Below are 19,142 nucleotides of genomic sequence, written 5' to 3' on the forward strand. Positions count from 1 at the left end.
CACGAGCAGCGTGGAGCCGCAGGGCCGCCGGGATGATTATGCATGTCATAACCAATTTTACCGCCAGCGCGGGGGCCGAGACTATGCTCGCGCGCCTGCTGAGCACTTCATCCGACGAGCGCATCGTCGTCGCCTCGCTTATCGGCGTTTCGGATCGGAACCGCGACCTCGCCAATAACCCTCGCGTGGTCTACGTTCCGTTGGAAGCCGCGTCCCTCGCCTCGCTACCAGGCGCGGCGCTGCGGCTCGCACGACTGATCCGCAAGGAGCGGCCCGACGCAATCCTGTGCTGGATGTACCACGCGATGGTCGTCGGCACGGTGGCGGCCGGCATGGCCCAGCGGAAAACCCGTGTTTTCTGGAACGTTCGCCAGTCTTTGGATGATCCGGCTTCCCTTACACGCAGTTCACGCATCGCAATTGCGATGGCAAAGCTCCTATCGGCCCGGCCGTCAGGTATAATCTATAACAGCACGCGCGCTCTCAACCTGCACAGCGCATACGGTTACGCAAATCGGAATATGGTGGTCATTCCGAACGGCTTCGAGCTCCCGCAGCTATCGCCTCCTGTGGCCGCGACGGCCCGGCGGATCGGTATTGTCGGCCGTTTTCACCCGCAGAAGGATCATGGAACATTCTTCAAGGCGGCGGCCGCGGTCATCAAAACCCATCCGCAAACGATCTTTTCCGCTGCGGGCTATGGGCTCTCCCGCGACAATCCCGCGGTGGTCGAGCTCATGGCACGAGCGGGCCTTCCCGCAGACGTGGTAGAACTCAGAGGGGAAATCTCCGATATGGCCGAGTTCTATCAAGGTATCGACACGTTGGTTCTGTCTTCGAGGACGGAGGGATTTCCAAATGTCATTGCGGAAGCCATGAGTTACGCCAAACCGATCGTCACCACGGATGTCGGCGATGCCGCCGACATTGCCGGAGATGCCGGCATTGCGGTACCCGCCCGTAATCCCGAAGCTCTCGCCGACGCCATCCGCCAAATTCTCGACCTGACGCCTACGGAATATGCTCGCTTTGCCTGCAAGGCACGAGAACGCATCGAAAATGAGTACACACTCGCTGCCGTCGCTAAGAAATATTCAGCTTTTTTAACAGCTTAAAAAGCAAGCATTGTTTGCAACCAACATACTGTAAAATCATGGAATTGAGCGGTAAACCGCGCATGGCGCAGGAACTGTTGGACGACGTTTCAATTATTTAACCAGGTTGAATGGCGTTTGATAATTTCTAAGTAAAGTAGTATACTTCGCTTTTCCTTGTATAAAGTTGCGTTTTCTTGCGGTCTCGGGTGGCGGTAGGCTGCGGATCATGTTTGCGCCTCATTCTCTCCTTATCGCCCCCTCGGCAAACAGCTAGAGGAGATCTTGATGATTCTGAACGGAACCAATGGCGCCAATCGACTGCTTGGAACCAATTCATCCGATACGATCCGCGGCTTTGACGGTGACGACGAACTTTTGGGCTATGCCGGCGACGATTATCTCGAAGGCGGAGCCGGCAACGACAGGCTCTTCGGAGGTCTTGGTAACGACCTCATCAAGGCCGGGCCCGGAGACGATTATGCGGAGGGCGGCGACGGCAACGACCGTTTCGACGGCAGCATCGGCGCTGACACATTCATCGGCGGATTAGGAAACGACATCTTCGATGGCGGCGACGACAACGATGTCCTCGACGGTGGTGACGGCCATGATCATATTCTCGCTGGCGCCGGAAACGATAAGATCTATGGCGGAGCAGGCGAAGAATACATCGACGCTGGCGATGGCGACGACATTATCTACGCTGGCTCGGGAAATGATGGCTTCAACAATCGAATAAACCCGGCAACAGGGAAACTCACTCAGCAGGCCGTCAGCGGTGGAGCCGGCAATGACACGATCTATGGAGAAGGGGGCAATGACGCCCTGAAGGGCCAATCCGGAAACGACCGCGTATATGGCGGTATTGGCGACGATATCGTCGACGGTGGCGACGGGAATAACTACCTCGACGGTGGCGATGGCAATGACGTGATCGACTCTGAAAGCGGCATCGACGAGGCCCACGGCGGAGTAGGCAACGATAGGATCGAGTTGGGCAGCGGTAATGATCTCGCCTATGGAGATGACGGCGACGACTTCATCTCCGGCGAAGGCGGAGCAGACCTCCTCAAGGGTGGTATCGGCAACGACCGCTTTTACGGGGGCGATGGCAATGACACTCTGCACGGCGATGCGGGGAAAGACATTCTCCTTGGCGAAGCGGGAAGCGATATTCTTTGGGGTGGAGCCGATTCCGATCGTTTCGTCTTCAAAGCGACACCCGCGTTGAACGGTCAGGACACCGTCATGGATTTTCAGGATGGCGTAGACTTCCTCGTCATCGAGAAACTCGGGATTACACAATATTCCAATTCGGGCGCAGCGGGCACCATCTATGCCTACGACACCGCCGGCGGTGATGTGCTGATAAAGGGTTATGATTCCGCCGGCAACACGATGTCGATCCTGGTGGACGATCCCAACAGCAATCTTACCGCCTCGAACTTTTCGAGAGGCGATTTCCTGTTCGCGTAGGCAATCAAATGGGGAAGGCGTCAGCAGGTGGCGCCTTCTTCCATTGTCGGGCGGGCCGCGCAATTGCTGGTTTCGTTCGCCCCGCTCTCCTTCCCGCGGGTTCGCTCGAACTACTTCACGTCTGGAACTCGGCAAAACCCGTCCTTACCTTCCATGCTTCAATGCCTTCACGGAATGAGCGCGGCTTGTAATTCAGTTGACTTGCTGCTTTGGCAATATCAAGCGGGCTGAAGCCCTGGGTTACCGTGTCACTGCCACCCTCGACTGCTATGAGGAGCCGGTCTGCTCCGATGACATCCGCGACTGTTTGGGCGGCGTCCAGCGACGTGCAGGTTTGCCCGCTACCGGCGTTGAACACGCCCGCGCGCTCATTCTCGATGACCTGCATAGCGAGCGCAACCACGTCGTCTACATACACAAGATCGACACGGTAGCGACCGCCATTCTGTATGCTCACAGAACGGTCGCTCCCGAGCGCTCGAATAAACGTCGGCACCATTCCCCTGCCGTGCATGCCGGGACCATAGACGGATGCGAGACGAAGCACCGTTACCGGTGTCGCGTTCGCCTTTCCGAACGCGATCAGGCAAATCTCGGCCGCGAGCTTGCTCGCCAGGTAATAGCTGGCGCGATCAATCGGAAAGGCGGGACTTGTTTCCGATACAGGACCGAGGGCAGGCGCATAAACCTGCCCCGATCCGAAAAAGACGAACCTCTTCACCCCCTTCGAAGCGGCCTGCATCGCAACCTGCAAGGCGCCGTTTGTGTTGACCTCAAAGCATCTGGCCGCCTGATGCGGGTCGCTGAGGTCGGCGGGAATATAGGCGGCAAGATGAAAAATGGCATCAGATTGGGTCACCGACGGCAGGGGCTCCCCAATCGACCATTTCTCAATGCGCAAACGAGGGTTCTTTCTGGCCGACACCCGCTCCGGATTCCGCGCCAGAGCCGTGACCAGATAGCCTCTCGAAAGGGCCTGATCGATCAGCCTCGCGCCGATAAAACCTGTCGCGCCGGTAACGACGAGCCGCACTGAAGCCACCGCCAACCCTTCCCCTGCAAGCCTTACACCTTCTCTTCCAGCCGTTCTGAAGCTGTGATCAAGTCCCCCGGTTTCACCACAGTTTCCGACCAGTGTCGTAAGATCGTCACCGGGGTGATCTCCGGCTGTACGACCGACTGACCGAAAAGAATATGGCGAATGCACATTTCGACCTCGTTGAAGCCTGCATGGATCCTTACCGCCGTGGTTCCGGAAAACCGTGCATTGATCTCGAAAATGCGGGGGACCCCTTCATCCAGGCGGAACTGGAAGTTCGCCGGACCGTACGCATCGAGAGCATCGGCAGCCTGCACCATCGCCCTGTTCAGAGCGGGAAAGGGCTCGGCAAATGCGCGGTAGGTGTTGCCGTCCCTGAGATCCCTTCGCATGACGATCGTCGCGCAGCATCCCCCATCAAAGGTCAGCGTGCCGGCAGTATACTCGGTCGTCTCCGAGCCAACATATTTTTGAATAACGATTTCAGGCTGCTCGGCAATTGCACGCCTCAGCTGCTCGCGATCACGCACGACGCTGAAGCCGATCGACCGGGCGCCGATCCTGGGTTTGACGACAAGCGGAAATCCGAATTGCTCGATCAGCGTCTCTTCATCGCCCGGCAAACACGAAGGAACGAAGCCTAAACGCTTTCCCCGGAGAAATTCGGATGTCAGCCATTTGTCATTGGCGATGGACACGACACGAGGCGAGCTGACGATCACCTTGGTTCCATAGGCTCTTTCAATTGCCTCGCGATTTGCCGCGAGGATCGGAAGTTCGACGTCGGTTCCCGGAATGAGGACATCCGGCCGTTCGGCACGCAACAGGTCGCCCAGCCTGTCGAGATAGGCTGGATCCCGCGCCATCGGGATCAGATGCGCCGCATCGCCCCAGTAAAGACCGGCCGAGAGCGGGCTTGGGTCTCCTACGATGATCGTCGCCTTCAAGGTCGAGCGCCTCAAGGCACGAATGATCCCTTGCCCCAGCAGGGCGCCTGCACCCGTGACAAAAACCTTCATGATTGCCCGACCCCCAATTCGATAAGCTGATCCCTGCAACGGCCCAATTCACTCAGCCGATGAGCATCGGAGCCGATGGAAACAAACGGATTGATCTCGTCGCACAGAGCCAGAAATGCCGGCATGTCGACGAGATACGAGGAGTTGATCTCGAGTGCGATCTGCCGTTCCAGCGATGCCGTCATCAGTTCGCGATAATACGCTTTCGGAAAGCGGCCGTGTCGTCTCAGGCTCATACCGCCCGGATGCCCCAGGACATCAATAGGCGCATTCCAGATCATTCCCATCGACAGCCGAAACTCTATTTCCGCGGTCTGCTCGAAGGACAATTGCTTGAAGTCCAGGTAACCACCCTTTCCGTCGGGGAGCCGGTGAACGACGCCGAGGACGATGTCGCATGCGTCGAGCACATCCTGGGAGACGTCGAGCCTGCCCCTGTCATCCATCGCCTTGGTCTCGCAGCCGACATAAACCCGAATGCCCTCGAAGCCACGCGCTGCGGAAAGGACTTCCTCCCTGAATTGATTAAACCAGGTCGTTTCTTCGCGAACGTGCTCTGTGAAAGCCAAGGCACCCAGCCCGCGTTCCTTGGCGGTTTCCAGGATCTGAAGCGCCGTCGCCTGCCCGTCGGTCCAACTGGTATGAACCTGGAGTTCGACATTCAGCTGCGCCTGGCTGAGATCTCGAAAACGGCAGAACGCAGGCTTGCTGGTGTTCTTCTTCCTTTGCCCGTCCATTATCGATGTGCCCTTCGATTAACGCGCTAAAGTAAAGTACCTGTGCTGCACGCCCGGCGGCAAAACGCATGCGGACAGCACATGAGCTTTCAGCATTGGGCGGGCGAAGCCGGGGCCATATTGGCCCAGGCGACGAAATGCGGGTTGGCGAAATCGCTGTCGCCCTCCTGCATCCTCTTGCCGTAGAGGAGGCGCGAACCGTCCAGCCGGACGACCGACCCCCCGGCAGCCTGCAGCACGGCGTCTCCGGCGGCCGTATCCCATTCCATCGTCCGGCCGAAGCGCGGATAAACATCCGCCTTGCCTTCGGCAAGCATACAGAACTTGAGCGACGAACCGACGGAGGTGTAGTCCGTGACACCATGCCCGACGAGAAACGCCTCGGTTTCGGCGCTGTTGTGCGAGCGGCTGGCAACCGCCGTGAGAACCGGCCCGCGCGTACGCACGCGTATGGCTTGGCGGTCCTCGATCGCGGCCCTGTCGCCAAAAAGCAGCTTCTCCGCCCTGCCTTTGTCTGCGACATAGGCGCAGCGCTGCGCCGGCGCATAGACGATGCCGGCGATTGGGACACTGCCCTCGATAAGCGCGATATTGACGGTGAAGTCATTGCGACGGTTGATGAATTCCTTCGTCCCGTCGAGGGGATCGACCAGAAAGAAAGCGCTGCTGCCGATATCTGGAATCCGGCCCGAAGCCACGGCTTCCTCAGCGATGACGGGAATGTGCGGAAAGGCCGCCGAAAGCCTTTCGAGGATGATGGCCTCCGCACGTTCATCCGCCTCAGTCACGGGCGAATGATCGTTCTTGTAGCAGACATTGGCGCCGGCCTCGTAAACCTCGAGGATCGCAGCGCCGGCATCAAGCGCAATGCGTTCGAGCAGTTCACAGAGCGGCGTCATTTCTCCTCCATCATCCTGTCGAGGAATTCCTCGATCTTCAGCGCAAGCGCGGTCGGGTCTTGACCGACCGTCTTGAGATGCAGTTCCGCGTTTTCCGGTACCTCATAGGGAGAGGAGACGCCGGTGAAGTTTGCAATCTTGCCAGCGAGCGCCTTCTCGTAGAGTCCCTTCGGATCGCGGCGCGCACACTCTTCGAGCGGCGTGTCGACGAAAACTTCGATGAACTCGCCCTCGTCCATCAGTTCGCGCGCCATTCGCCGTTCATCGCGGAAAGGCGAAATGAAGGAGACGAGCACGATCAGGCCGGCATCGGCCATGAGCTTCGCCACCTCCGCCACGCGGCGAATGTTCTCGACGCGGTCCGCTTCAGTGAAACCTAGGTCGCGGTTGAGGCCGTGGCGGACGTTATCGCCGTCGAGCAGATACGTGTGTTTGCCACGCGCGTGCAGAAGTCGGTCGAGCTCGTTCGCGATGGTCGATTTGCCCGAGCCGGAAAGTCCGGTGAACCAAAGAACCGCCGGACGCTGGTGCTTCATCGCGCTGCGGGCGATCTTATTGACTTCGAGCGCGTGCCAATGGACGTTATCTGCGCGGCGAAGCGGAAAGTCGATCATGCCGGCGCCGACGGTCGCGTTGGTCACCCGATCGACGAAGATGAAGTTGCCGGTCGCCCTGTTGTCCTTGTAGGCATCGAAGGCGATCGGCGTCTGCGTCGAAATATTACAGACGCCCACCTCGTTCATCTGCAGCGACTTGGCGGCCTCACGAGCGAAGCTGTTGATGTTCACCTGATGCTTGAGCGCGGTGACCGTGGCGCTGACGCTGTCCGTCTCCGTCCGTAAGATGTAGCTTCGCCCGGGCATCATCGCATTGGCGTCGAACCAGATCACATGCGCCTGGAACTGGTCCGATACGAACGGCCTCGAGGCCGGCGCGACAAGCATGTTGCCCCGCGACGCATCCACCTCGTCCGAAAGGACAAGCGTCACCGCCTCGCCTTCTGCTGCTGCCGTCAGATTCCCGTCATGCGTGACGATCGCCTTCACCGACGAGCGCTGTCCGGATTTCGCGACGACGACCGGGTCGCCAACCGAGATCCTGCCGGACGAGACCTGCCCGGCATAGCCGCGGAAATCCGCGTTCGGCCGCATGACGAGCTGAACCGGGAAGCGGAAAGGACTTTCCTTATTGGCAGGGGCGATTTCGACCGACTCGAGATATTCAAGAAGCGCCGGCCCTCTATACCAGGGCGTGTTCTCAGACGCCGAAATAACATTGTCCCCGAACCGGGCGGAAATCGGAATGGGCTGGACGCTGACAAAGCCCAGTTCCTTGGCGAAGACCATGTAGTCGGCGACGATCTCGTCAAACACCTGCTGGCGGAAATCGACGAGATCGATCTTGTTGACCGCCAGCACGACATGACGGATGCCGAGCAGCGACGCGATATAGGAGTGGCGCCTAGTCTGCTGGAGTATGCCCTGGCGACTATCGATGAGGATCACCGCGAGATCGGCCGTCGAGGCCCCTGTGACCATGTTACGCGTATATTCTTCATGGCCGGGCGTGTCGGCGACGATGAATTTGCGTTTTGAGGTCGAGAAATAGCGGTAGGCGACGTCGATGGTGATGCCCTGCTCCCGCTCGGCCTCAAGCCCATCCAGGAGCAGCGCGAGGTCAATCTCCTCGCCATTGGCGCCGGCGCGAGGACCGACGCGTCCGAGGTTTGCCAACTGATCTTCGAAAACCAGCTTGGCGTCGAAGAGCAACCGACCGATCAGCGTCGACTTGCCGTCGTCGACCGAACCGCAGGTGATGAATCTCAGGATCGATTTGTTGTCGTGATCGGCGAGATGCGCCAGTATGTCATGCGGCGGCACGGAATGAAGATACGACATCAGAAGTACCCCTCGCGCTTCTTTTTCTCCATTGCGCCAGCTTCATCCTTATCGATCAGCCGGCTCTGTCGCTCGGACGTGCGCACCGTCAACATTTCGCGCAAAATGTCGGGAAGTGTGGCGGCTTCGGATTCGACCGCGCCCGTCAGGGGATAGCAGCCAAGCGTGCGGAAGCGAACCATCCGGTTCATGACCTGTTCCTGTGGCTGCAGCGGCATACGATCGTCGTCGACCATGATCAGCATGCCGTCCCGCTCGACGACCGGCCGCCGCGCCGCGAAATAGAGCGGCACGATCGGAATGTTTTCCCGCAGGATATATTGCCAGATGTCGAATTCGGTCCAATTGGAAAGCGGAAATACGCGCATCGTCTCGCCCTGACCGACGCGCGTGTTATAGGTCTTCCACATTTCGGGACGCTGGCGCTTCGGATCCCATCCGTGCTGGGCGTTGCGAATGGAGAACATGCGCTCCTTGGCCCGTGACTTCTCCTCGTCTCGCCGTGCGCCTGCGAGCGCAGCGTCAAATCCGTATTTCTCCAACGCTTGGCGCAGCGCAACCGTCTTCATGACATGCGTATGGACATTCGACCCATGCGAGAAAGGGCCAATGCCCTGATCGACGCCGTCCTGGTTGACGTGAACCAAAAGATCGAAGCCACGCTCCCGCGCCATTCGGTCGCGGAATTCGATCATTTCCCGAAACTTCCATCTGGTATCCACATGGAGAAAGGGAAAAGGCGGCTTAGCGGGAAAAAACGCCTTGATTGCAAGATGCAACAAAACGGACGAGTCTTTCCCAATGGAATAAAGCACTACCGGATTTGAAAACGTTGCGACTACTTCTCGGATTGTATGAATTGCTTCAGATTCAAGCCGGCGAAGATGGGGAAGAGACATGCCACAATCCCTCTAAACTTTAAAAAATAAAATTTATGCTATGCATTTATATGAATTTGTCATCCACGACGGATCAGCCGCAGATGTAATTGATCAAATCAGTTGCGGCGATAAACATCGCCTTGTCGGCATTAGCCGCATTTAAGCGCTATATCGCTAATATTTCAAGTAACAAGGAAAAATCTATCTCGTGCAGGACGAGAGACGCGAAAATCGCCACGACTTCTCGCAATCAGGAAGAACCCGCCCGCGTCTTCAGGATCGCGGAAAAGCGCGGGTCGAAGGTGCGGCTGATGGGTTCCGCGGCGGCGCCGATCGCCACCGCCCAGGGATCCGTGAAACCCAGTTGCAGGCGCGGCACGGTGCGTGTCCGCCGCTCGGCGATCGAGGGCAGCAGCGGGCGGATCGCATCCGTCAGGAGGCGTGCGAGACCGGAAGGCATGCCGCCACACAAGATAATCGTTTGCGGATCAAAGACGGTCTCTAGAATCTGAATGACGGCCCGCAACTCGAAGGCCGCATCGGCAATCCAACCTGCAACGCGCGAGTCCGGCGCCGCCGCAGCAGCCTCGATCCGGCGATAGAGATCAGGGTCTGCAGGGTCGAGATCCAGGATCTTGGAAAGCGAAGCGATGGAAGCTCGATGTTCGAGCGGCGCACTTGGGCCGCCGGTCACGTTCCGCGGCGGGCTGAGGATCATGCCGATCTCGCCGGCATTGCCGTGGGCGCCGCGGTAAAGTTCGCCATTCAGGATCAAACCGGCACCGAGACCATAACCGAGATAGATGCAGATCGCCTGATCCAGCCCATGGGCAGCCCCGACCATCTTTTCCGCCGTCGCCGCGGCCGCCGCATCATTTTGCAGGCGCACGTCGAGGCCCGTTCCTGCCGACAGCGTATCCAGCAAAGGGAAGCTCTGCCACGCGGCCATCATCCAGGGATCATCGGCATCTGCCTCGACGCCGAACGGTCCGGGCATCGCGACCCCGAGGCCGACGAACCGATCTTTGGATTGGGGTGCGATCGTTGCCAGTTCGCTACGGGTTTCATCGATCAAGGTCAAAATCGTTTCGACACCTTTTTCCGGCCCTCCGGCCGGCAGGTTTGCCTCGCCTCGTGCAAGCACCGTCCCGACGAGGTCGACCGCGATCGTCCGCGTCACATGGCGGTCGATCTGCAGCCCGATAGCAAAGGCGCCTTCCGGCACCAGCCGGTAGGGCGTCGAGGGCTGTCCCCTGCCCCTGCGCACAGCGGCGAGAGAAGTGACCAGGCCGTCGTTTTCAAGCTCGTCAATGATGTTCGAAACGGTCTGCTTGGTGAGTGCCGTTGCCCGCGCAAGGTCGGCCCGTGACAACTGCCCGTTCAGCCGCAGAGCGTCGATCATGACGCGTCGGTTGTGGGCACTCGTCCCCTCCTGATTGGTGCCGCTCTTGGCCCGGATCGGGCGCATCTCGTTCATCCACAAATCCCTCTTGACACTGTTAGAATATTGAACAAGAAATAAGTCAAGACAATTGACTTAATAAGAGGTCGCAAGAAACCTCGGGGGAACGCAAGCGGCAGGAAAAGCTGCAAACGCTCCGATTGATTTGCCGACGGCCGCTAGCTTGAGCGGCAGATTTCTTCCATTCGGCGTACCCGCTCGGGCCGCCGCGAAGACTGAACGATCAGTTACAGGAGGCAGCAATGTTGAAAACCACACGCAACGCTCTGATCGGTGCGACACTCATCGGCGTCACCTTCACCGGCCATGCCTATGCGGAAACCACGCTGAACGCGCTGTTCATGGCGCAGGCGGCCTATAGCGAAGCCGACGTCCGCGCAATGACGGAGGCCTTCACCAAGGCCAATCCGGACGTGAAGGTCAATCTGGAATTCGTCCCTTATGAGGGGCTGCACGACAAGACCGTGCTGGCGCAAGGTTCCGGCGGCGGTTACGACGTCGTCCTGTTCGACGTGATCTGGCCAGCGGAATACGCCACCAACAATGTGCTCGTCGATGTCACCGATCGCATTACCGATGAAATGAAAAAAGGTATCCTGCCGGGAGCTTGGACCACGGTCGAATATAACGGCAAACGATACGGCATGCCGTGGATCCTCGACACGAAGTATCTCTTCTACAACAAGGAAATCCTTGAGAAAGCGGGCATCAAGGCACCGCCGAAAACCTGGGATGAGCTTGCCGCACAGGCGAAGACGATCAAGGACAAGGGCCTGCTCGCGAACCCGATCGCCTGGAGCTGGGCTCAGGCCGAGGCAGCAATCTGCGACTACACGACGCTTGTGAGCGCGTATGGCGGCAAGTTCCTCGACGGCGGCAAGCCGGCGTTCACAACAGGGGGAGGCCTCGAAGCTCTGAACTACATGGTTTCGAGCTACACCTCCGGGCTGACCAATCCGAACTCGAAGGAATTCCTCGAGGAGGACGTGCGCAAGGTATTCCAGAACGGCGACGCCGCCTTCGCGCTCAACTGGACCTACATGTACAATCTCGCCAATGATCCGAAGGAGAGCAAGGTTGCCGGCAAGGTCGGCGTCGTGCCTGCTCCAGGCGTAGCGGGCAAGAGCGAGGTTTCCGCGGTGAACGGCTCCATGGGGCTCGGTATTACCTCGACCAGCAAGAATCCGGAAGAGGCATGGAAATACATCGTTCACATGACCTCGCAGGAGACGCAGAACGCTTATGCAAAGCTCAGCCTGCCGATCTGGGCGTCGTCCTATGAAGATCCGAACGTGACGAAGGGCCAGGAAGAGTTGATCGCCGCGGCAAAACTTGGTCTTGCCGCGATGTATCCGCGCCCCACCACACCAAAGTACCAGGAGCTTTCGACCGCCCTGCAGCAGGCGATCCAGGAAGCGCTGCTCGCTCAGGCTTCGCCGGAAGAAGCGCTGAAGGCGGCCGCCGAAAACAGCGGCCTTTGACGTCTGTCGGCTCGCGCCCCGGACGAGCAATCGTCCGGAGCTCGCCGAGCACGCTCTCCCGGCGAGAGGCACGATCAGAACAGAAAACACCGACGATGGAACGGTTTACAGCCGCTTCCGGTCTTAAATTCTCAAGTTGATAGGCTTGCGAGGTGGGCCGATCTCAGCTGAGATCTTCCTGACCTACAGCGCCACGCGTCTTTTCAGACGCGCAAAAATCGCTGTAGCACTTTGAAATGCTGCATGTTTTTTCCTTAAATCGGAGCCGATTTACGGAAACATGCAGTAAAAGCGACAAAGGTCTCCATTCATGTCCGGCACCTGGATATCAACGCGCGCGTGGCTGCTGATGTTGCCGCTCCTCGTGGTCATGATCGCTGTCATCGGTTGGCCACTGGTGGACACGGTGCGGCTCTCCTTCACGAATGCGAAGCTCGTCGGCACGGAAGGCAGCTTCGTCGGCCTCGACAACTACGCAAGGATGTTCGGCGGATCGAACTTCCGGCGGGCGCTCGTCACCACAACCTGGTTCGCCGTCGTTTCCGTTGCCGCCGAAATGGTGCTCGGCGTACTTGCCGCCCTGTTGCTCAATCAGCAATTTCGCGGGCGAACGGCGCTCCGAGCGCTGATGATCCTCCCCTGGGCTCTGCCGACGGTGGTCAATGCGACCCTTTGGCGGCTTATTTACAATCCGGAATACGGCGCGCTCAATGCGGCGCTGACCCAGCTCGGCCTTCTCGACAGCTATCGTTCCTGGCTCGGCGAGCCCGGCTCGGCATTGGTGGCATTGATCGTCGCCGATTGCTGGAAGAACTTTCCGCTGGTGGCGCTGATCGCACTTGCCGCTCTCCAGGCCGTTCCGCGCGACATCACCGCCGCCTCGCTGGTCGATGGCGCCGGCCCCTTCAACCGTTTCCGCTTCGTCATCATGCCGTATCTGGCTGGGCCGCTGCTGGTGGCGCTGGTGCTGCGCACCATCGAGGCTTTCAAGGTCTTCGATATCATCTGGGTGATGACGCGCGGCGGACCGGCGAACAGCACGCGCACGCTTTCGATCCTTGTCTACCAGGAGGCTTTTTCGTTCCAGCGTGCGGGTTCCGGTGCGTCGCTGGCGCTGATCGTCACGCTGCTCGTGACCATTCTCGCGGGTGCCTATGCCGCGCTGCTTCGCAAGGCCGCAGGAGCGTCATGATGGAACGCCAAAGCCCCCTTTTCACCGCCTTCGTCTATACGTGCGCGATGCTTCTCGCTGCGGTCATCCTGGCGCCAGTCGTGTGGCTTTTCGTCATGAGCATTTCGTCGGCCGCGGATCTCTCGGCAAAACCGCTCAACTGGTGGCCGAGCGAGATCGATCTCTCCCGCTATGGCGCCTTGCTTTCCACCGTCGAAAACAGCGCCGGCGCCGCTTTCATGGCGTCGCTCTTCAACAGCCTCAAAGTCGCCGGAATGGCGACGCTCGCCGCAATTGCCGTTGCGGTTCCGGCCGGCTGGGCCGTGTCGCGCACGCCGGCCGTCTCGTGGTCGCTCTATGCGGTGATCGCCACCTACATGCTGCCTCCAGTCGCGCTTGCGGTACCGCTCTATATGGGGCTCGCCTATCTCGGCCTTCTCAATTCGGTCTTCGGCCTTGCACTCGTCTACCTCACCATTCTGGCGCCCTTCACCACATGGCTGTTGAAATCGGGCTTCGATTCCATACCGAAGGAAATCGAGAGCGCAGCGATGATCGACGGCGCGCGGCTCGACCAGATTCTCCGGCTCTTGACGCTACCGCTTGCCGCCCCGGTCATGGCGACATCCGCCCTCTTCGCCTTTCTTCTTGCCTGGGACGAATTCTTCTACGCGCTGCTCTTCACCTCGGATCTGCGCGCCAAGACCCTCACCGTCGCCATTGCGGATCTCGCTGGCGGCCGTGTTTCCGACTATGGATTGATCGCTACCGCCGGGGTGCTTGCCGCCCTGCCCCCGGTGCTGATCGGTCTCGTCATGCAACGCGCCCTTATTTCCGGGCTCACCAGCGGTGGCGTCAAAGGATGATCATGCGTGTTTCGAAAGACCGCCCCGCGGCGCTCGTCGCAATCGATCGGGAGATGGCGCGCCAGCACGCCGATGCCATAGCCTCCTACAGACAGTCTGCCGCTCTCGCGCAAAGGATTGCCGCGTCGCTGAAATCGACCGGCCGGCTTCTCCTGCTCGGCATGGGGGGCTCGCATGCTGTCGGCCGTGCCGTCGAACCGCTCTATCGCGCGCTCGGGATCGAGGCTGTGGCTCTGCCGCTCTCGGAGCAACTCGGTCAGCCCTTGCCGATCGAAGGCAAGACCATTCTCGTCAGCTCGCAATCCGGGGAAAGCGCCGAGGTGCTGCGCTGGTTCAGGGAAACGAACGGCGGCACGTCCGATACGTTCGGCCTGACGCTCGATGAAGATGCGTTCCTGGCGAAAGCGGCGCCGTCACTTGTCGGAACAGGAGGCACGGAGCGGGCATTCGCGGCCACCCGCAGCCTGACGGTCACCTTCTCGCTGCACCTGGCGATCCTCACCGCCCTCGGAGCCGATCCGGCCGACGCGCTTCGCGCCCTGGAGGCTCCCGAGACGCCCGCGACCGACGGCGCCCTTGCGGCGGTCGCCGATGTCGGCGCGATCGTCACCTCCGGTCGCAGGCTCCAGGGCCTCGCCGAAGCCATCGCGCTCGGTCTCACGGAACTCTCGCGTCTACCCTGCTTTTCGCTCGAAGGCGGACAATTGCGTCACGGGCCGATGGAAATGCTGGGGCCTTCCGTCGGCGTCGTGCTCTTCCGAGCTGCCGATCCGACTGCCGGGCTGGTGGCTGCGATGGCAAGATCGGCAGCAGAGGCGGGTTCGCCGGTCGTCGTCTTCGACGCATCGGGCGAGCCGCCAGTCGAAGGCCTCGCGAACATCCGATTCAAGCCGGCGGCAGGCATGGCCGCGATTTTCGCCCTGTTGCCGGTGGCACAATCCTTCATGCTCGCCTTTGCCGCGGCGCGCGTCGAGAATGCCGGCACGCCCTTGCGTTCGACGAAGATCACCCGGAGCGAGTAGCGATATGCGTCCGCTTGCAGCCATCGGCAATGTCAATGTCGATCTCATCCTCGGCCCCGCCAAGCCCTGGCCGAAGGCCGGGACCGAAGTCATTGTCGATCATGACGAACTCCGTGTCGGCGGCTGTGCCGGAAACAGCGCGCTTGCCTGGGATTCGCTCGGTGTCGACTATGCGATCGCCGCCAACGTCGGCAATGACCAGTTCGGCGCCTGGCTGAAGGAGGCCTTCGGCGAACGGGCCCGCGACTGGCCGGTGGAAGCCGTCGGCACCACGCTCTCGGTCGGCATCACGCATCCGGATGGCGAGCGCACCTTCTTCACCACGCGCGGCCACCTGCCGCTCTTCAGCTTCGACGAGGTGCGCTCGATACTCGACGGTGAGCGCCTTCGCGGTGGCTTTGCATTGCTCTCCGGTTCGTTCCTGACAGACGCTCTGACGTTAGCCTACGACGACTTCTTCGATTGGGCGGACGCGCATGAGATCGCCGTGGCGCTCGATACCGGCTGGCCGCTCGATGGCTGGACCGATGCGAACAAGCTCAAAACCCTCGCATGGCTGAAGCGCTGCCATTGCGCGCTCTTCAACGAGGTGGAAACGACGACGCTCACCGGCAACTCAAACACTGCGGAGGCAGCCCGCAGTCTGAAACAGAGGATGCCTGCTGAGGCCATCGTCGTCGTCAAACGCGGACCTCACGGGGCGCTCGCCCTTGACCGGAACGGTACAGAGTTTTCCGTGCCCGCACCGCCCGTCAAGGTCGTCGATACGATCGGCGCCGGCGACGTCTTCAATGCAGGCTTCCTGGCGGCGCTTGCGGCCAATATGCCGCTTGAGGCCTGCCTGAGGACGGGCGTCATCGTTGCGTCCGAAGCAATCTCGACCTTGCCGCGCAGCTACGGCAAACCCCTTTCGGCCTTCCTCCAGGAGACCCGACAATGAGCGCACTCGAAATCCGCGACATCCACAAGCGATACGGCGAGGTGGAGACGCTTAAGGGCATCGACATCGCGCTTGAAAGCGGCGAGTTCCTGGTGCTGCTCGGCTCGTCCGGCTGTGGCAAATCCACTCTTTTGAACATCATCGCCGGTCTTGCCGAACCGAGCGGCGGAGACATCCTGATCGGTGAGCAATCGATCCTCGGTGCGCATCCAAAGGACCGCGATATTGCCATGGTCTTTCAGTCCTACGCGCTCTATCCAAACATGAGCGTCGCCCGGAATATCGGTTTCGGGCTCGAAATGCGAAAAGTGCCGGCGGCAGAGCGCGACAAAGCGGTGCGCGAGACAGCGAGGCTGCTCCAGATCGAAAATCTCCTCGATCGCAAGCCGAGCCAGCTCTCCGGCGGCCAACGCCAACGCGTTGCCATCGGCCGCGCGCTGGTGCGCAACCCGGAGGTCTTTCTCTTCGATGAGCCGCTATCCAACCTCGACGCCAAGCTGCGCATGGAGATGCGTACGGAGTTGAAGCGGCTGCACCAGATGCTGAAGACGACGGTCGTCTACGTCACCCACGATCAGATCGAGGCGATGACGCTCGCAACGCGTATCGCCGTCATGCGCGATGGCCGCATAGAGCAGCTTGGTACGCCGGAAGATATCTATGACCGGCCGGCTACACTCTACGTCGCCGGCTTTGTCGGGTCGCCGCCGATGAACATTCTCGATGCGGAAACGACGGGAAGCGGCCTAAAGCTCGCCGGCTCCGGGGAGATGCTGCCTCTACCTGCGACTTTAAGGAACGCCGCCGCTGGCCGACGCGTCAAAATCGGCATTCGCCCGGAGGCGTTGCGGCTCGCAGAGGCCGATGCCTCAGGCATCCGCCTCGCAGCGCGTGTCGAAGTCATGGAACTGACGGGGCCTGAGCTCGTGACCACGGCCAAGATCGGGGAAGAGCGCATCACGGCCTGTCTTCCGCCGCGCACGGCGATTACTTCCGGATCGGCGCATGTCTTCTCCTTCGACGAAGCGGCACTGCATCTCTTCGATCCCGAAAGCGGTCGCTCGCTGTTGACGGCATGAGATCCCGAGCTCAATAGCCGGTGGCTGCCCGCGCCGGGGTCCGCGCCGAAGGTCCGCCATCCTGCCTGTAGCCGAGCTTTTCGGAAAGTTCCCCGGCAGCATCGATCAGCACGCGCAGGTATTCGGCGCGGTTGCGCAGCCCGTCTTCCTTGGGAGCTACAAGGCAAAGTGTCGCCACGCAAACCTGGCCGGCGTCATAGACCGGCACGGCAAAACAATGCGTGAAGCTGTCGACGATGCTGTTGAACGTAAAATAACCGTCCAGCTTGGCTTGTCGGACCTGGCGGATGAATTCGGACGGATCGAGGCGCTTGCCGCTCGGCAGCACGAAGTCTTCTTCCGGAATGAAATCCAATATCTCCTCGTCGCTCATATGATCGACGAGGAGGCGGCCGGAGGCGGTCCACGGAATGGCGACCGGCTCACCGATATTGGTGGATATGCGGAACGGTCGGCTGCCCTCGTTCATCAAAACGACGGCATATTTGTTGCCTTCCAGCTGGCACATCTGCGCCGTCTCGCGCGTTTCTTCGGCGATTCTCGCCAGCAAATGCTCGCATTCGCGCATGAGATCGAACTGTTCGGCATAAGCGGCGCCGAGGAAATAGAGCTTTCGGCCAAGGAAGACGCGGCCGTCGTCGCCCCGATACTCGATCACACCCTGCCGGATCAGCAGATTGACAAGTTCATAGACCGACGAACGCGGCGCGCCGATTCCCTGGGCGATCTCGTTTGGGCGCAAGGGCTGCCGCTGCAGCCGCAGAAAGTCGAGAATTTCGAACGCCCGATCGAGCCCCCGTGCCCGCCGATTGATCGTATCTGCCGCATCAGCCATCGCGTCCTCCTTGCCGGGCCCGTTCCATGAGCGGCCCCGTGCCAAGCTCACCTCATTTAGCCTTGTACGCGACGCAGTCAACTTCGACCTTGCAGTCGACCATCATGCGCGACTGCACACAGGCGCGTGCCGGCGGGTTCTTGCCGAAATATTCGGCGTAGACGCCGTTGAAGGTCCAGAAATCGCGCGGATCATCGAGCCAGACGCCGACGCGGACCACGTCTTCCAGGCCGTAGCCCGCCTCATTGAGGATCGCGATCATGTTTTCGATCGCCTTGCGGCTTTCCGCGATGATGCCGCCGCCAATGACCTCGCCCGCATCCATGGCGACCTGCCCGGAAACATAAAGCCAGCCGTTCGCCTCGACAGCGCGCGCAAAGGGTAAGGCCTGTTTGCCCGCACCGGTTTCGCCCGTTCCATAACGCTTTATCGTCACAACACTTCACTCCAGTTTTTCATTTCAATCGTTTGCTCAGTTGAACGTCGAAGTTTTCAGAAAGTCCGCCAGGCGTTCGGTCTTGGGCTTCAGGAACATCTCGCGCGGATTGCCCTCCTCGGCGATACGGCCCTGGTTCATGAAGATGACCCGGGACGAAACCTCATAGGCAAAGCGCATCTCGTGGGTGACGATCAGCATGCTCATGCCGTCTTCCGCAAGGCCCTTGATCACCTGCAGCACCTCGTTGACGAGTTCCGGGTCGAGGGCCGAGGTCACTTCGTCGAAAAGCATCAGCTTGGGGTTCATCGCGATGGCGCGGGCGATCGCAACGCGCTGCTGCTGGCCGCCGGAAAGCTGGCCGGGGTAATGATCCATCCGCGACAGAAGGCCGACGCGGTCCAGCCACTTCTCCGCAACCGTCCTTGCCTCGTCGCGGCTCATCGTCTTGACCTTGATCAGGCCCAGCATGACGTTGCCGGCGGCGGTCATATGCGGAAAGAGGTTGAACTGCTGGAATGCCATTCCCGTCAGCGCGCGCTGGCGGGCGATCTCCCGCTCAGGCTTGCGGCGGCGGACACCACCGACTGTCTCGTAGCCGATTTCCTGGCCGTCGATGCTGATCGTGCCGCCCTGGAATTCCTCGAGCATGTTGATGCAGCGAAGCATCGTCGTCTTGCCCGAACCGCTGGAGCCGATAATGCTGATCACCTCGCCCTGCTGCATGGTGCAGTCGACGCCTTTCAGCACTTCCACCGTGCCATAGCGCTTGTGAAGATCGCGGATTTCAAGAAGATTGGTCAT

General features: G+C 60.1%; 18 protein-coding genes. 8 read left to right on the plus strand and 10 right to left on the minus strand.

The features are described 5' to 3' along the window. Nucleotides 1-32: 32 nt before the first annotated feature. Both PYH37_RS05305 and PYH37_RS05310 read left to right on the plus strand, forming a co-directional pair. A complete protein-coding gene (locus PYH37_RS05305) occupies nt 33-1,115 on the plus strand; it encodes a glycosyltransferase family 4 protein (RefSeq protein WP_280732375.1) in 1,083 nt (360 codons plus the stop codon). 267 nt (nt 1,116-1,382) lie between these two features. Next, complete coding sequence (locus tag PYH37_RS05310; protein ID WP_280732376.1) at nt 1,383-2,573, plus strand: calcium-binding protein; 1,191 nt, start codon at nt 1,383-1,385, stop codon at nt 2,571-2,573. A 115-nt stretch (nt 2,574-2,688) separates the two neighbouring features. On the opposite strand, the gene PYH37_RS05315 is transcribed toward PYH37_RS05310, so the two are convergent. The 7 genes from PYH37_RS05315 to PYH37_RS05345 all read right to left on the minus strand — a co-directional run bounded on the left by PYH37_RS05315 (nt 2,689) and on the right by PYH37_RS05345 (nt 10,523). After that, nucleotides 2,689-3,606: an NAD-dependent epimerase/dehydratase family protein gene (locus PYH37_RS05315; protein ID WP_280732377.1), complete on the minus strand. Its 918-nt coding sequence runs from the start codon at nt 3,604-3,606 to the stop codon at nt 2,689-2,691. Nucleotides 3,607-3,638: 32 nt separating this feature from the next. Then, nucleotides 3,639-4,631, minus strand: a complete 993-nt coding sequence (locus tag PYH37_RS05320; protein ID WP_280732378.1) for an ATP-grasp domain-containing protein — start codon at nt 4,629-4,631, stop codon at nt 3,639-3,641. After that, complete coding sequence (locus PYH37_RS05325; protein ID WP_280732379.1) at nt 4,628-5,368, minus strand: PHP domain-containing protein; 741 nt, start codon at nt 5,366-5,368, stop codon at nt 4,628-4,630. Before PYH37_RS05325 ends, PYH37_RS05320 begins: the two co-directional genes overlap by 4 nt. An 89-nt stretch (nt 5,369-5,457) precedes the next feature. Then, entirely contained in the window at nt 5,458-6,267 is an 810-nt protein-coding gene (gene cysQ / locus PYH37_RS05330) for a 3'(2'),5'-bisphosphate nucleotidase CysQ (protein ID WP_280732380.1), read from the minus strand. After that, entirely contained in the window at nt 6,264-8,165 is a 1,902-nt protein-coding gene (gene nodQ / locus PYH37_RS05335) for a bifunctional sulfate adenylyltransferase/adenylyl-sulfate kinase NodQ (RefSeq protein ID WP_280732381.1), read from the minus strand. The genes cysQ and nodQ overlap by 4 nt, the downstream gene beginning before the upstream one ends. Further along, nucleotides 8,165-9,064 carry a sulfate adenylyltransferase subunit CysD gene (gene cysD / locus PYH37_RS05340; protein WP_280732382.1) on the minus strand — a complete coding sequence of 300 codons (900 nt, stop codon included), beginning with the start codon at nt 9,062-9,064 and terminating at the stop codon, nt 8,165-8,167. The genes nodQ and cysD overlap by 1 nt, the downstream gene beginning before the upstream one ends. A 232-nt stretch (nt 9,065-9,296) precedes the next feature. Beyond that, on the minus strand, nt 9,297-10,523 hold the full coding sequence (locus tag PYH37_RS05345) for an ROK family transcriptional regulator (RefSeq protein WP_280732383.1): 1,227 nt from the start codon (nt 10,521-10,523) through the stop codon (nt 9,297-9,299). A 227-nt stretch (nt 10,524-10,750) separates the two neighbouring features. Between PYH37_RS05345 and PYH37_RS05350 the strand changes: the two genes are divergently transcribed. The 6 genes from PYH37_RS05350 to PYH37_RS05375 all read left to right on the plus strand — a co-directional run bounded on the left by PYH37_RS05350 (nt 10,751) and on the right by PYH37_RS05375 (nt 17,067). Further along, entirely contained in the window at nt 10,751-11,989 is a 1,239-nt protein-coding gene (locus PYH37_RS05350; RefSeq protein ID WP_280732384.1) for an extracellular solute-binding protein, read from the plus strand. A gap of 310 nt (nt 11,990-12,299) precedes the next feature. Next, a complete protein-coding gene (locus PYH37_RS05355) occupies nt 12,300-13,181 on the plus strand; it encodes a carbohydrate ABC transporter permease (RefSeq protein ID WP_280732385.1) in 882 nt (293 codons plus the stop codon). Further along, nucleotides 13,181-14,026 (plus strand): carbohydrate ABC transporter permease, encoded by an 846-nt coding sequence (locus tag PYH37_RS05360; RefSeq protein ID WP_280732537.1) that lies wholly within the window; start codon nt 13,181-13,183, stop codon nt 14,024-14,026. Before PYH37_RS05355 ends, PYH37_RS05360 begins: the two co-directional genes overlap by 1 nt. Continuing rightward, nucleotides 14,023-15,048: an SIS domain-containing protein gene (locus PYH37_RS05365; RefSeq protein WP_280732386.1), complete on the plus strand. Its 1,026-nt coding sequence runs from the start codon at nt 14,023-14,025 to the stop codon at nt 15,046-15,048. Before PYH37_RS05360 ends, PYH37_RS05365 begins: the two co-directional genes overlap by 4 nt. 4 nt (nt 15,049-15,052) lie before the next feature. Further along, complete coding sequence (locus PYH37_RS05370) at nt 15,053-15,988, plus strand: carbohydrate kinase family protein (protein ID WP_280732387.1); 936 nt, start codon at nt 15,053-15,055, stop codon at nt 15,986-15,988. After that, nucleotides 15,985-17,067, plus strand: coding sequence for an ABC transporter ATP-binding protein (locus tag PYH37_RS05375; protein WP_280732388.1), 1,083 nt, complete (start codon nt 15,985-15,987; stop codon nt 17,065-17,067). The genes PYH37_RS05370 and PYH37_RS05375 overlap by 4 nt, the downstream gene beginning before the upstream one ends. Before the next feature lie 10 nt (nt 17,068-17,077). Here PYH37_RS05375 and PYH37_RS05380 read toward each other — a convergent pair whose 3' ends face one another. From PYH37_RS05380 to PYH37_RS05390, 3 genes are read right to left on the minus strand one after another with little or no spacing between them, the layout of a single operon-like run. Beyond that, nucleotides 17,078-17,902 (minus strand): IclR family transcriptional regulator, encoded by an 825-nt coding sequence (locus PYH37_RS05380; RefSeq protein ID WP_280732389.1) that lies wholly within the window; start codon nt 17,900-17,902, stop codon nt 17,078-17,080. Nucleotides 17,903-17,954: 52 nt separating this feature from the next. Then, nucleotides 17,955-18,338 (minus strand): RidA family protein, encoded by a 384-nt coding sequence (locus PYH37_RS05385; protein WP_280732390.1) that lies wholly within the window; start codon nt 18,336-18,338, stop codon nt 17,955-17,957. A 36-nt stretch (nt 18,339-18,374) separates the two neighbouring features. Further along, nucleotides 18,375-19,142, minus strand: a complete 768-nt coding sequence (locus PYH37_RS05390) for an amino acid ABC transporter ATP-binding protein (RefSeq protein WP_280732391.1) — start codon at nt 19,140-19,142, stop codon at nt 18,375-18,377.

Origin of the sequence: Sinorhizobium numidicum (assembly GCF_029892045.1) — a bacterium.
GTDB lineage: Bacteria > Pseudomonadota > Alphaproteobacteria > Rhizobiales > Rhizobiaceae > Sinorhizobium > Sinorhizobium numidicum.

Coding starts and splice junctions, on each gene's coding strand:
- PYH37_RS05375 (WP_280732388.1), top strand. CDS start 15,985: ATGAGCGCACTCGAAATCCGCGACATCCACAAGCGATACGGCGAGGTG.
- PYH37_RS05305 (WP_280732375.1), top strand. CDS start 33: ATGATTATGCATGTCATAACCAATTTTACCGCCAGCGCGGGGGCCGAG.
- cysD (WP_280732382.1), bottom strand. CDS start 9,064: ATGTCTCTTCCCCATCTTCGCCGGCTTGAATCTGAAGCAATTCATACA.
- PYH37_RS05310 (WP_280732376.1), top strand. CDS start 1,383: ATGATTCTGAACGGAACCAATGGCGCCAATCGACTGCTTGGAACCAAT.
- PYH37_RS05390 (WP_280732391.1), bottom strand. CDS start 19,142: ATGACCAATCTTCTTGAAATCCGCGATCTTCACAAGCGCTATGGCACG.
- PYH37_RS05380 (WP_280732389.1), bottom strand. CDS start 17,902: ATGGCTGATGCGGCAGATACGATCAATCGGCGGGCACGGGGGCTCGAT.
- PYH37_RS05370 (WP_280732387.1), top strand. CDS start 15,053: ATGCGTCCGCTTGCAGCCATCGGCAATGTCAATGTCGATCTCATCCTC.
- PYH37_RS05350 (WP_280732384.1), top strand. CDS start 10,751: ATGTTGAAAACCACACGCAACGCTCTGATCGGTGCGACACTCATCGGC.
- nodQ (WP_280732381.1), bottom strand. CDS start 8,165: ATGTCGTATCTTCATTCCGTGCCGCCGCATGACATACTGGCGCATCTC.
- PYH37_RS05355 (WP_280732385.1), top strand. CDS start 12,300: ATGTCCGGCACCTGGATATCAACGCGCGCGTGGCTGCTGATGTTGCCG.
- PYH37_RS05360 (WP_280732537.1), top strand. CDS start 13,181: ATGGAACGCCAAAGCCCCCTTTTCACCGCCTTCGTCTATACGTGCGCG.
- cysQ (WP_280732380.1), bottom strand. CDS start 6,267: ATGACGCCGCTCTGTGAACTGCTCGAACGCATTGCGCTTGATGCCGGC.
- PYH37_RS05365 (WP_280732386.1), top strand. CDS start 14,023: ATGATCATGCGTGTTTCGAAAGACCGCCCCGCGGCGCTCGTCGCAATC.
- PYH37_RS05325 (WP_280732379.1), bottom strand. CDS start 5,368: ATGGACGGGCAAAGGAAGAAGAACACCAGCAAGCCTGCGTTCTGCCGT.
- PYH37_RS05345 (WP_280732383.1), bottom strand. CDS start 10,523: ATGAACGAGATGCGCCCGATCCGGGCCAAGAGCGGCACCAATCAGGAG.
- PYH37_RS05320 (WP_280732378.1), bottom strand. CDS start 4,631: ATGAAGGTTTTTGTCACGGGTGCAGGCGCCCTGCTGGGGCAAGGGATC.